Source organism: Agrobacterium sp. 20P9.1.2 (assembly GCF_057799395.1).
Map to the genome: position 1 here is coordinate 92,727 of NZ_JBYOKI010000011.1, position 12,083 is coordinate 104,809.

Sequence of the window (12,083 nt, forward strand, 5' to 3'; positions counted from 1 at the left end):
TAGCGACCCGACTTCCCGATTATGCTTTATTCGAAGCCCTCGCGAAGGAAGATGACGGCATCCTTTGCCTCCTCCGACGATATGGTGTGACCGACCCCAGGATAGATTTTAGACGTCACCGTGAAGCCCGCCGATCGCAGTTGGCCAGACGCGACAGTTGTCGCCGCCGGTGGAATTGTCTTGTCCTCTGCACCATGCATCATCAGAATTTTCGTCTGTGGTAAGGACGACGTCGGCGGCAAAGGCAACAGTCCGGCAAAGGTGACAAGAGCGCCGACCTTCCAACGACCCGATGCCACTCCATCCAGCGCCATGATGGCGCCTTGAGAGACCCCGACGAACGCCACTCGGTCCATCGCGTCTTCGAACCCCTCACGTTTGACAATTTCAGAGACCACCCTGTCGAACGCTCGACGCGCGGCGTCTATCCGCTCGGGGCGCATGATCTGGTCATCGACTGCAAACCATTGACGACCACCTGACTTGTGCGCGAACGGCGCGTCTGGCGCAACGAATACTGTGTCCGGCAGCGTAGCCTGCCAAGAGTTCCCGAGCGCTTCCATCACCGCCCCCCGCCCCCGGATGCCTTGGAACAGGATCACCAGATGATCCGCACGCATTCCTACTCGAGAAGCGGTCGATCTGGAGATGCTTTCTGCCTGCACCATCTGCAAGGGTTTTGCCGCAGGGTCGACCTTGGACGACACAATTCGGGGTCCGGTGTCCGCAGCCATTACAACACCAGGACTTGCAGCGACGCAGATTGCGCCAACGAATATGACGAATACGAAGAAGATGGCCGTTAGATTTGCGGGCGTCATGGGACTTTCCTGTTGCATCTCCTCAACCGCCACTCGGAACGTTCGTTCCGCTCCAGCGCTACGCCGCCACTGACAATCTCGTTATTGCCATTTGTCTGCCTCCAATCGCCAAGACCTCTGCGCCGGGAACAACCCCGCACATGTCCCGTTTCAGAATAGGCACCACAGCACATTCAAGGAGATTTCAATGCAGCGATTTGCAGACAAGGTTGTCGTCGTGACTGGCGCTGGTTCAGGAATAGGCAAGGCAACGGCGGAGCGTTTCCTCAGCGAGGGCGCGATGGTGACCCTGGTCGGCCGCACGAGGGAAAAGCTTGACGATGTCGCCAAGCCTTATCCTGAAGATCGGGTTCTGCTCACTGAGGCTGACATATCGAATGACGGTGACGTGAGAGACCTGATCTCTCGGACGGTCGAAAAGTTCGGGCGCCTGGATGTTCTTGTCAACAATGCTGGTGTTGTCGCCCAAGGCGATGTCGGCACCCTCACCACAGATGATTGGCGCACGGTCATGGCGACAGATGTGGATGGCGTGTTCTACGCCTGCCGTGCGGCCATCCCACATCTGAAGTCGTCGCGCGGCTCCATCATTAACGTCAGCTCCGTATCGGGCACAGGTGGTGACTGGGGTATGGCGGCATACAATGCCGCCAAGGGTGCCATCACCAACCTCACGCGGGCGATGGCCATGGACTACGGGAAGGACGGCATCAGGGTCAACGCGGTATGCCCGAGCCTGACGCGCACCGGGATGACCGAGGACATGATGGACGACGACAAGTTGATCGCGAAATTCAACGAACGCTTCGCGCTCAAAGGCCCTGGCGAACCAGAAGACGTTGCGGCGGTGATCGCATTCCTCGCAAGCGACGACGCTCGGTTCGTGACAGGCGTCAACCTGCCCGTCGACGGCGGAATGTCGGCGTCGAACGGTCAGCCGCCTCAGTAAGATGTCGAACGGCCCCTGCGGGATTATCCTCCGGGGCCGCCACAAACCTTCAATCTACAGGTCGTTTGTCTTCCGCCGCTGGCCAGTCGTTGGCCGGCTCCTCGAGCACATCATCATCCGCGGGATCTGGATCGTACTCATGTGCGACAAGCAGGCTGTTCACCTCCACGACCATGACACTGCAAGCGTCCTCATAACTGACGCCGTTCGCAACGAGACCATCGACCAGCTCTTCGAGCTTGGAGCGAACCTCACGTTTCCAATCATCGGTCATCTTTTTCTCCTTTGTTTGAAGGTTTTCTCGGCCAGTTCAATCCAGACAGGCGCGTGATCGCTGGTGTGCTCCCAGCCACGGACATGCTTGTCGACTTCGGCCTTCACGAGCTTTCCGGCGAGATCCGGGCTCAGCAGAAAGTGGTCAATCCGAAGTCCGGCGTCGCGGGCATATGCGTTCCAAAAATATGCCCAGAAGGTATAGACGCGTTCGGTCGGATGGAGATGCCGTATGGCATCCGTCCAACCTTGCGCGACTAGCTCCGCATAAGCTGCTTTGACCTCTGGCCGAAACAGCGCGTCGTCGAGCCAGCGCTCCGGTTTGTAGACATCGAGATCGGTCGGCATGACGTTAAAATCGCCAACGAGAGCTACAGATACCCCGAGCTCGAACAGTTCTTTCGCGTAGGAATGCAGTCGCCGAAACCAGTCTAACTTGTACTGGAACTTCGGACCTGGGACTGGATTGCCGTTTGGCAGGTAGAGGCATCCGATAACCATTCCGTCGATGACAGCCTCGATGTACCGACTTTGGTCGTCGTCGTGATCGCCAGGCAACCCGCGTCTCGTCTCAAGCGGTTCTTGGCCTCGAGCAAGGATGGCGACACCGTTCCAAGCTTTCTGCCCTTGCCAGATCGCACCGTAGCCTGCGCGCTTTAATTCTTTGCATGGAAATTTGTTCGAGGGTGCCTTCAGTTCCTGCAGGCAAACGATATCTGGTTTCGCCTCATCTAGCCAACGAAGGAGGATGTCGAGGCGACCGTTGATGCCGTTGACGTTATAGGTGGCGAGTTTCACCGACATATGTCAGCGCTTGCAACCACCCTGGTCATCCCAAACTCAACTCCTCCACTCGGATCGCCGGTTGGTGCAAGAAAGCGTTTGGATCGGCACTTGCTGAGATTGTTCGCCATCGAATCCCCCCGCTCCCCAACTCGGGACCACTTCATGCAGCGCCCGATACGCGAAGTGCCCCAGCCTCTCCGAGACTACGCTGGACTGCGGAAATCTTGTCGGACGGGATGTCTGCGGACACTTCGATTTCCCCTTCGAGAGGGGCATCGTCGCGCACCGCACCGCTTTTCGAGACATCGGCACCAGACGCAACTGACCCTGATGTGTTCTCTGCAGTGGCTGACTGAATGAAGATGTCAGGACGCGAGATCCCGTGCTGCTGGACAAGGTGCTCCACTGCAAGATCGGAGGCAGAGCGTGTATCAAATGTCGCTCGGATTGTGGTGGTGCTGTCGTCAGCCATGATTCTACCCTCCCATTTCTAGTTCTCAGAGACCTCAACGCCTCGGCTCATGGTTAGTTCGAACCAACAGCTCTCAGGATGAATGATTGTTTAGAGATATGAAAAATGACCTTCCAAATCATCCAGTGACAATATATGTTCCGCATTTGTTCGTGAGGTCATCTCTTCACTCCGTGCATCAAGTGAGCTCTTATGGCCGTCGCCTATCTGGAAAAACTGAACGAGCAGCAGCGCAAGGCCGTAGAGCATGGCGTTGGACTGGCTGAGGGCAACACAGCAGGGCCGCTGTTGATCATTGCAGGTGCAGGCTCCGGTAAGACCAACACGCTCGCACACCGGGTGGCACATCTCATCGTCAATGGTGCGGACCCGCGACGTATTCTCCTGATGACCTTTTCGCGCAGAGCCGCATCCGAAATGGCCCGCCGCGTCGAGCGCATCTGCCGCAAGGTTCTGGGTGCCAATGCGGGTGTTCTGACAGACGCCCTCGCTTGGTCCGGTACATTCCACGGTATCGGTGCGAGACTGCTGCGGATGTATGCCGAGCAGATCGGTCTCAACTTGGATTTCACCATCCATGATCGGGAAGACAGCGCCGACCTGATGAACCTCGTGCGGCACGAGCTCGGATTTTCCAAAACAGAGAGCCGCTTCCCGACCAAGGGCACCTGTCTTGCGATCTATTCACGCGCAGTCAATTCGGAGACGCCGCTGAACGAGATCCTGCGGCAGCACTATCCATGGGTCGCCACTTGGGAAGAACAGTTGAAGGAATTGTTCGGAGCTTACGTGGAGGCCAAGCAGGCGCAGAACGTTCTCGATTACGATGATCTCCTGCTCTACTGGGCGCAGATGGTCAGCGATCCCGATCTCGCCGACGATATCGGTAATCGCTTTGATCATGTCATGGTCGATGAATATCAGGATACCAACAAACTCCAGTCGTCTGTCCTGATGGCGCTCAAGCCCGGCGGCCGCGGCTTGACCGTCGTCGGTGACGATGCCCAGTCGATCTACTCGTTCCGGGCCGCGACGGTTCGCAACATTCTCGACTTTCCAACATCTTTCAGCCCTGCCGCTGATGTCATCACACTTGATCGCAATTACCGCTCCACCCAGCCCATTCTGGCGGCAGCCAATGGCGTGATCGAACTGGCGCGCGAGCGTTTCACCAAGAACCTGTGGACCGAACGGGAGTCGCTCGAGCGACCCAAACTCGTCACTGTCAGGGACGAGACCGAACAGGCCAGTTTCATTGTCGAGCAGGTGCTGGCCAATCGTGAGACTGGCATGACGCTGAAACAGCAGGCGGTCTTGTTCCGGACGTCCAGTCACAGCGGAACGCTTGAAGTTGAACTCACCCGTCGCAATATCCCCTTCGTCAAGTTCGGTGGCCTGAAGTTTTTGGACAGCGCCCATGTGAAGGACATGCTGGCTGTGCTGCGCTTCGCCCAGAACCCGCGGGACCGTGTCGCAGGCTTTCGACTTCTGCAAATGTTGCCGGGCATCGGTCCCAAAAAAGCTGGCACCATTCTCGACACTATCGCCTCCGACCCCGAACCACTCCTAGCACTCGCGGAAATTCCGCCACCACCGAAGACTGGCGAGGACTGGACGTCGTTCGTTCAATTGCTGGGAGGGCTTCGCAAAACGCAGGAAGACTGGCCATCGGATATCGCGCAGGCCCGTCTCTGGTACGAACCCCATCTCGACCGCATCCATGAAGACGCCGATACTCGCAAGGCGGACCTTTTGCAGCTCGAACAGATTGCCAGCGGCTATCCCTCGCGCGAACGCTTCCTGACCGAACTGACGCTCGACCCGCCGGATGCCACCAGCGATCAGGCGGGCGTACCGCTGCTCGATGAAGACTATCTCATCCTGTCGACTATCCACTCGGCCAAAGGACAGGAATGGCGTTCCGTCTTCATGCTCAATGTTGTCGATGGCTGCATACCATCGGACCTGGGGACAGGAACGACGCAGGAGATCGAGGAGGAACGGCGTCTGCTCTATGTCGGCATGACGCGCGCCAAGGACAGCCTGTCGCTCATCACTCCGCAGCGGTTTTTCACTCACGGGCAGAACTCGCAGGGTGATCGGCACGTTTATGCATCACGGTCCAGGTTCATTCCTGCGACATTGCTGCAGTACTTCGAACCGATGGCCTGGCCGAAAGTCTCGGCCGCAGCATCTGAACGCAGTGCTCAGCAGATCCGCATCGACGTCGGCGCACGCATGCGCGGCATGTGGAAATAGGAGCGACCGATGTGCAATCTCTATAACGTGACCACGACACGTGACGCCGTCCTGCAGTTTACACGGGCATTCCGCGATCTGGCAGGGTGGAACGAGGCAAGCTTCGACGTCTACCCCGGCTACCAGGCTCCCATTGTCCGCGTTGCCGAGGATGGTCAAAGAGAGATTGTCCGGGCAACATGGGGCATGCCTTCACCTCCGGCCTACGTGAAGAACTACGATCCCGGCGTCACCAATATCCGCAACGTCGGCTCTCCACATTGGCGGCGGTGGCTCGGACCGACCAGTCGGTGCGTCGTTCCCTTAACGTCCTTTGCGGAACCGGATCCTGCAAGCAAAGTCGGCGGCGGACGCGTCCCGAATGCCTGGTTTGCCAAAGATGCCACCAAACCGTTGATGTTCTTTGCGGGCTTTTGGACACCCTGGAAAGGCATACGAAAGGTCAGAGACGGAGAGCAGGAGTACGAGCTGTTCGGCTTCCTGACGACGTCGCCAAACGAGATCGTCTCACCCATCCACGAAAAGGCCATGCCAGCGATCCTGACAACGCCGGAAGAAGTCGATACGTGGCTGACGGCACCTTGGGACGGGGCACGCCACCTTCAGAGGCCCCTGCCCGGCAACATGCTGGTCATCGTGCCCCCGGAGCCAAGGCCAGACCTGCAGGGAGAAGGTCTTTTGCTGTGAGTAGATCGTGTAGTTTCTGCCCGACTAGGGAGCGGATCAATTTCTCCGGAACGCTTAAGGACAGCGGTAAGCACCTCACTTGCAGGTTCGCCGAGTCATTCGCGTGAATATGGACGCCTTCTACGCCTCGGAAGAGCAGAGTGCTCACGGTCGGAACTAGAAAAGTGCCGACGGCGGTCACGTTGCGGGCACCTCAAAAAAGAGCACAGCTCTGCGCTAAGAGGAAACGTTCGAAATTTAGACACTCGACAAACGGATCGAGCAAATCAGATACTGTATTCCTAAGCCATACTGCCGAACGCTCTCCAATCGATCAGTCGTCGACTTCCTCGCCAGAAGCAACCCCTTCCGATACAGACATGATCAGACCGCCCATCCCTAAATGCTTTGACGATGTCGATTGAATGGCACCTACCAGCGCTTCCGCGTCATATGGCTTCGCGAGTATCCCTGCACCCATTTCCGACGCTACGCTGGAGGTGTCTCCCGTCGCAAAGACAATTGCTGCTGATGGCCGCACTGTTCTGGCACGACTGGCAAGCTCTGGACCAGAAGCTCCCGGAAGATTGACGTCGGTGACGAGGACATCAAACGGTACCGTTTCCAGTGCTGCCATCGCCTCTTCTGCGCTGGCTGCCTCCACCACGATATAACCTGCATCCTGCAGAATTTCAGCCGTGTTCATACGGATCAGCGCGTCGTCCTCCACAAGCAAGACCGTTAGCTGTGCGGTGACCAATGGTGCGGTCGGGATGACGGCCTGTGCTGGCATTGGTTGCTGCTGCGCATCCGCCGGAACGGCCTGTTGCTTGTCTTTCCCCAAAAGAGACCGGAATTTTCGCGCAAGTGCTTCGCGGGTGTAGGGTTTTGATAGAAGCTCGACGCCTGCGTCGAGTTTGCCACCATGGACAATCGAATTCTCGGTATAGCCTGATGTGAACAGCACCGTGATATTGGGCAGGCGCTCGCGAGCTTTGCGGGCGAGTTCGGGGCTTTTGAGCGCGCCTGGCATGACGACATCGGTGAACAACATATCGATTGGAATACCACTCTCGATGACGTTGAGGGCGCTCGATGCATCGACGGATTTCAACACCCGGTAGCCCAGATCAGAAAGCAGCGCGACCACGGTTTCGCGAACGGCATCGTCATCCTCGACCACGAGAACAGTTTCTGTGCCACCTGCGATCGGGCCCGTATCTATGGCCACCTCGACGTCCTCGGACTGGAGGGCGCGGGGAAGGTAAAGCTTGATGGTGGTGCCTTCGCCAACTTCCGAATAGATTTTGATGTGACCGCCCGATTGCTTGACGAAGCCGTAGACCATGGACAATCCAAGACCAGATCCCTTTCCTTCGGCTTTCGTCGAAAAGAACGGTTCGAACACCTTCCCGATTATTTCCGCAGACATGCCGGATCCGGTGTCGCTAACTGCGAGCATGACATACTGGCCAGGTGTGACTTCGTCATGTGAGCGCGCGTAGGCATCATCGAGATGGGCATTGGCGAGCTCGATTGTCAGCTTGCCGCGGCCATCCATCGCATCGCGCGCATTAATGGCCAGGTTGAGCAGTGCGTTTTCCACCTGCGCGGGATCGATGAATGTGTTCCATAGTCCGCCGGTTACAACAGTTTCAACCTCGATCGCCTCGCCTATGGCTCGGCGCAGCATGTCATCCATGCCGCGCACGAACCGGCTGATATTGACAACCTTTGGCTCAAGCGCCTGGCGACGACCGAAGGCCAGAAGCTGGCTCGCCAGCTTCGAGCCACGGGAGACACCCGCCATCGCGTTGGCAACACGGGTTTCTGCGCGCTCGTTGCCAGCAATATCCTTGGCAAGAAGCTGCAGATTGCCCGAGACGACCTGGAGAAGATTGTTAAAGTCGTGCGCCACCCCGCCGGTCAACTTGCCGACGGTTTCCATTTTCTGGGACTGCGCAAGCTTGGCTTCCGCCTGACGCCGTTCATCGATTTCTGCAATGACCCGCGCCTCGAGATTTTCATTGACGTGACGCAGTTGCTCTTCTGCGCGTTCACGATGACGCACCTGACGAGCAAGCGCTTCCGCCTGTTCGCGCAAAGCGGCCTCTGCCGCACGTTGATGGGTGATATCGGTGTGGACACCGACCCATTCGACGATTTTTCCGGCTGTATCGAGAATGGGAAGCCCTCGAATGGCATACTGTCGCCACGCACCATCGTGTCGCTGCACGCGGTGCTCATGGACGAACATGCTTTTGGCTGTGACAGCGGCCTGCCAGGCTTCGACCGTGGCCGCGACATCGTCAGGATGCACTGCATTAGACCAACCATAACCCTGATATTCTTCCGGGGTTTGACCTGTGAGCGTCGCCCAACCATGCTGCTCGCCAATCATCCGGCCATCGGCGCTATTGGTCCAAAGGACGCCATGAACTGCATCCATGGCGGTTCGAAACCGGCCGTTGCTGATGGCAACGGCGGCTTCACGTTGTGCTCGCTCCTCGACGTCAATGCCCAGGATGTGCACGCCTGGAACCGAACCATCTGGCTCTATATGTGGGACATAGCGTATCTCCAGCCGGCGGGTCCCGCCGTCCGCATGTCTCATGTCGGTTTCAGCAACGATTGTTTCCCCCGCCAACCCTTGAGCGATCGACGCCCGGCGATCGTGATAGGCTGCGTCACCGATGACATCGCGGACGTGGCGGCCAATCATGCTGCCCGGCTCTACGCCAAACCAATCCCGATACGTGCCGTTGGCAAATCGATAAACATGATCCTGGTCCACATAGGAGATCAGCATCGGCACCGCATCCGTCACACGCCGCAGTTCTGCCTCACGCTCTTCAAGCCGCCTTTCGGCGATAACGCGGGCGCTATTGTCAACAATGGTGCACATGACGCCGCCGACATGACCGTCAGCGTCGTAAACGGGCGTATAGAACAGATCGAGATAGAGGGTGACGGGGCCATGCGACCGGTTGAAGACGATAGGTTGGTCGCGGTGGGAAACTGTTTCTCCACGCAGTCCAGCTTCGAGGATCGGGCGGTTCCAGTCCCAGACCTCTGGAAATGCGGCAGCGACAGGAGTGCCGAGTGCCATCGGATGACGTTCGCCAGCAATTTCCCGATAGGCATCGTTGTAAATCATTACATGGTGCGGTCCCCACATCAAAACCTTGGCGACAGGCGAGTTGACGATGTTTGCCACCGTCGCCCGCATCTCGCCGCTCCATCCTTCGATGGGACCGGCCATGGTTTTACGCCAGTCCTTGGAGCGGATCATTTCGCCGCACTCACCGCCGCCTATTGGCCAAGTCTTTAGCACCTGAAAAGTCGAAGGGCCGCCATCCCTCAGACTGCAAAGAGCAGCACGCACCACCTCGCTGGCATTGGCGTAATCGCCTGTTGCCAAGCTGTCGTTGATGAAACCCTCGAGCTCGGGGGTCAGTGAAACATTGCGCGATAAACGTTGGGCCATGATTATGGTTGCCACGGGGATGTAGGCCGTGTCAATAAATGGCACAATCTGGAATATCTACTTCCTTGTATTACCTCCCGAAGTGCATCTCAGATGAGCGCAGCGTTTGAAACAGTCACCCATGTGTTTTGCTAGAAGTGTTTGGCGCGGTTTACCCGGCTCTTTACGGTACCAACGGAAATTGCGCATTTCGCCGCAGCCACATCGTAAGGGTCCCCGTCTTCTACGACAAAATGAAATACTTCCCGATAGACCCCCGGCATAACAGCAAGTGCGCGGTCCAGTTCGCCCTTTCGAACAACCCATTCTTGTTCAGGTGGCGTGGCTGGCATAAGGTGCTCAACGCTGTCAGACTTGACTGTTACGCGTTTCGCTTTGCTATAATTCAAGTAATGCGTGTTCCGCATGATTGTAAACAACCAAGAATTGAGGTTGGTATTGACTCGAAAAGAAGGGGAGGCCTTCAAAGCCCTAAGCAAAGTGTCTTGGACGAGATCATCGAGATCACTCTTATTTTTATGAAAACGTGAGCCAAATCGATAGAGCGCGGGGATGAATGACACGATCTCCTGGTGAATGCTTAACTCCGCACGCATATAAGCCTCCTCGAAAGTTAAAGATAAAAGCCGTGACCGGTTTTATCGTTCCATCTCGAGAGTGCTGTTCGGCTGCCAGAAGTGTGAGAGCCCGGTGCAAGCGACCATAGGCGCAGGAACGCTGCAGCCAACCTATAAGATCAGACTACTGAAGTTGCCGCTTTCAGCGCGTCCAAGATCGCTGACCGCGAATATGGTTTAGGCACGAAAAGGCTCCTATCTGGAAGCTCTGTTTCGTCAGGGTGATGGTGTCCTGATGCCACAACGATTGCGACCTTCGGCCAGCGGTGCCTAACAATTTGCGCCAAGGCCAAACCGTCCATTGAGCCAGGCATGTCGATGTCGGTACAAAGTACTGTAATTGCGTTATCACTTTCGAGCAAAGGAAGTGCTGTGTCGGCACTTGCTGCTTCTAAGGTGTTAAACCCCTCGTCCTCCATCATATCGACAGTATCGATCCGTAGAAGAGGTTCATCTTCAACAATCAGAATGCAGTGCCTAATTACATGTTCCATCCATGCCTAACCAGCCGATGTGCCATTAGTTCATTCGTCAGCCGATATCAAGGTACCTGACAAGACATAACGAAAACCTGTCTGATCGAAATAACTCTCACCCGTGCCGGAAAAGTAACCTGGCACGATCCGTTTCATCAGGCGAGAACCAAAACCAGCTCGATTGGGTGGGATGACAACAGGGCCACCTGTCTCAAGCCATTCCATGAAAAAAGCGCTGTCGGGACCTGTCCTCCAATGGAGGCTGACCCGTCCAGCATCGTTCGAGAGCGCACCGTATTTCGTCGCATTGGTTGCTAACTCGTGGATGGCCAGAGCCATGCCGAGAGCAGCCTGAGACGGAACGGTGACATTTGGACCAGTCAGGTGGATTCGATTAGCCCCTGATGTGTGCGGGCTTAGAACCTCTCTGATAAGCGTTCCGATATCGGCATCGCCGAACTGCGCATTGGTGAGAACGTCTTGCGCATTCGACAGCGCGATGATGCGTTTCGAAATCGTTTCGTCTGCTTCGTTCAGGCTCGTTGAGTGACGCAAGGTTTGCGACACAACGGCCTTCGTCATCGAAAGGATGTTTTTGATGCGATGCGCCATCTCTCTTTGAACGACCCTTTGTTGCGCATCCATTTTGGCCTGTATCTGGATCTGGTGTTTGGCAGCATCAATGCTTTCTTCCAAAAACGCCTTGTTCTGAACGGTCGACGTTGTTTCCGTTGTAATGTTGATGAGGCCGGCCAAATGACCGGTATCATCGTAGAGAGGGCTGTAAGAAAATGACCAAAACGTCTCTTCTGGAATGCCTTTCCTCAGCATCATGAGCGGCAGGTTATCGTGCCAAGTCCCTTTGCCTGCCAATGCAATTTGAACGATTGGTGCTTGTCGTTCCAAACTCCGACCATAACTGCTCGAGTGGTGCGCCAAGCGCTGTTGGCTCTTTGATTCCAAGAATGGGCGCATAGGCATCGTTGTAAATTATGTTGAGGTCGCGTCCCCAAAAAAGACAGATTGCCTGTTTGCTGAAAACGGCCATCTGAACGACGGAGCGTAGCGACTGGGGCCATTGGTGAATTGGTCCAACTGAAGTTTTTGTCCAATTGAACGCAAGGATAGCGTCGCCCATACGGCCGCCACCTGATAGAAATTGTTTTTGATGGCTAGTCCTTACATTTTCCCAAATCTGTTCTGTCTTCATAGTCGCACGCAAAAACGATTTTCCCCGGAGTTCTTCAGAACCCCCTCACCTATTAGATATTTTGGAC

The 12,083-nt window shown here is 56.2% G+C and carries 11 protein-coding genes; 3 read left to right on the forward strand and 8 right to left on the reverse strand.

Annotated elements, in window-relative coordinates; all coding sequences use genetic code 11:
* Positions 1-26 precede the first annotated feature (26 nt).
* Complete coding sequence (locus AC27VJ_RS22350) at positions 27-821, reverse strand: alpha/beta hydrolase (RefSeq protein WP_488685871.1); 795 nt, start codon at positions 819-821, stop codon at positions 27-29.
* Positions 822-1,008: 187 nt separating this feature from the next.
* Here AC27VJ_RS22350 and budC point away from each other — a divergent pair, with 187 nt between their 5' ends.
* The gene (gene budC / locus AC27VJ_RS22355) at positions 1,009-1,770 is read left to right on the forward strand and encodes a meso-2,3-butanediol dehydrogenase (protein ID WP_488685872.1); all 762 of its coding nucleotides are present in this window, start codon (positions 1,009-1,011) and stop codon (positions 1,768-1,770) included.
* 49 nt (positions 1,771-1,819) lie between these two features.
* Here the strand turns inward: budC and AC27VJ_RS22360 are convergent, their stop codons facing one another.
* The 3 genes from AC27VJ_RS22360 to AC27VJ_RS22370 all read right to left on the reverse strand — a co-directional run bounded on the left by AC27VJ_RS22360 (position 1,820) and on the right by AC27VJ_RS22370 (position 3,301).
* A complete protein-coding gene (locus AC27VJ_RS22360) occupies positions 1,820-2,044 on the reverse strand; it encodes a hypothetical protein (RefSeq protein ID WP_488685873.1) in 225 nt (74 codons plus the stop codon).
* Positions 2,041-2,841 carry an exodeoxyribonuclease III gene (gene xth / locus AC27VJ_RS22365; protein WP_488685887.1) on the reverse strand — a complete coding sequence of 267 codons (801 nt, stop codon included), beginning with the start codon at positions 2,839-2,841 and terminating at the stop codon, positions 2,041-2,043. Before xth ends, AC27VJ_RS22360 begins: the two co-directional genes overlap by 4 nt.
* A 148-nt stretch (positions 2,842-2,989) precedes the next feature.
* A complete protein-coding gene (locus AC27VJ_RS22370) occupies positions 2,990-3,301 on the reverse strand; it encodes a hypothetical protein (protein ID WP_488685874.1) in 312 nt (103 codons plus the stop codon).
* 192 nt (positions 3,302-3,493) lie between these two features.
* Between AC27VJ_RS22370 and AC27VJ_RS22375 the strand changes: the two genes are divergently transcribed.
* Positions 3,494-5,560 carry an ATP-dependent helicase gene (locus tag AC27VJ_RS22375; protein WP_488685875.1) on the forward strand — a complete coding sequence of 689 codons (2,067 nt, stop codon included), beginning with the start codon at positions 3,494-3,496 and terminating at the stop codon, positions 5,558-5,560.
* A gap of 9 nt (positions 5,561-5,569) precedes the next feature.
* Positions 5,570-6,247: an SOS response-associated peptidase gene (locus AC27VJ_RS22380; protein ID WP_488685876.1), complete on the forward strand. Its 678-nt coding sequence runs from the start codon at positions 5,570-5,572 to the stop codon at positions 6,245-6,247.
* 313 nt (positions 6,248-6,560) lie between these two features.
* Here the strand turns inward: AC27VJ_RS22380 and AC27VJ_RS22385 are convergent, their stop codons facing one another.
* The 4 genes from AC27VJ_RS22385 to AC27VJ_RS22400 form a co-directional block, all read right to left on the reverse strand.
* Positions 6,561-9,713 (reverse strand): hybrid sensor histidine kinase/response regulator, encoded by a 3,153-nt coding sequence (locus tag AC27VJ_RS22385; RefSeq protein WP_488685877.1) that lies wholly within the window; start codon positions 9,711-9,713, stop codon positions 6,561-6,563.
* A 131-nt stretch (positions 9,714-9,844) separates the two neighbouring features.
* Positions 9,845-10,309 (reverse strand): sigma-70 family RNA polymerase sigma factor, encoded by a 465-nt coding sequence (locus AC27VJ_RS22390; protein ID WP_488685879.1) that lies wholly within the window; start codon positions 10,307-10,309, stop codon positions 9,845-9,847.
* A gap of 140 nt (positions 10,310-10,449) precedes the next feature.
* Complete coding sequence (locus AC27VJ_RS22395; protein WP_488685880.1) at positions 10,450-10,824, reverse strand: response regulator; 375 nt, start codon at positions 10,822-10,824, stop codon at positions 10,450-10,452.
* Positions 10,825-10,854: 30 nt separating this feature from the next.
* A complete protein-coding gene (locus tag AC27VJ_RS22400) occupies positions 10,855-11,712 on the reverse strand; it encodes a sensor histidine kinase (protein WP_488685881.1) in 858 nt (285 codons plus the stop codon).
* Between the last annotated feature and the right edge of the window lie 371 nt (positions 11,713-12,083).

Coding starts and splice junctions, on each gene's coding strand:
- AC27VJ_RS22350 (WP_488685871.1), bottom strand. CDS start 821: ATGACGCCCGCAAATCTAACGGCCATCTTCTTCGTATTCGTCATATTC.
- budC (WP_488685872.1), top strand. CDS start 1,009: ATGCAGCGATTTGCAGACAAGGTTGTCGTCGTGACTGGCGCTGGTTCA.
- AC27VJ_RS22360 (WP_488685873.1), bottom strand. CDS start 2,044: ATGACCGATGATTGGAAACGTGAGGTTCGCTCCAAGCTCGAAGAGCTG.
- AC27VJ_RS22370 (WP_488685874.1), bottom strand. CDS start 3,301: ATGGCTGACGACAGCACCACCACAATCCGAGCGACATTTGATACACGC.
- AC27VJ_RS22375 (WP_488685875.1), top strand. CDS start 3,494: ATGGCCGTCGCCTATCTGGAAAAACTGAACGAGCAGCAGCGCAAGGCC.
- AC27VJ_RS22380 (WP_488685876.1), top strand. CDS start 5,570: ATGTGCAATCTCTATAACGTGACCACGACACGTGACGCCGTCCTGCAG.
- AC27VJ_RS22385 (WP_488685877.1), bottom strand. CDS start 9,713: ATGGCCCAACGTTTATCGCGCAATGTTTCACTGACCCCCGAGCTCGAG.
- AC27VJ_RS22390 (WP_488685879.1), bottom strand. CDS start 10,309: ATGCGTGCGGAGTTAAGCATTCACCAGGAGATCGTGTCATTCATCCCC.
- AC27VJ_RS22395 (WP_488685880.1), bottom strand. CDS start 10,824: ATGGAACATGTAATTAGGCACTGCATTCTGATTGTTGAAGATGAACCT.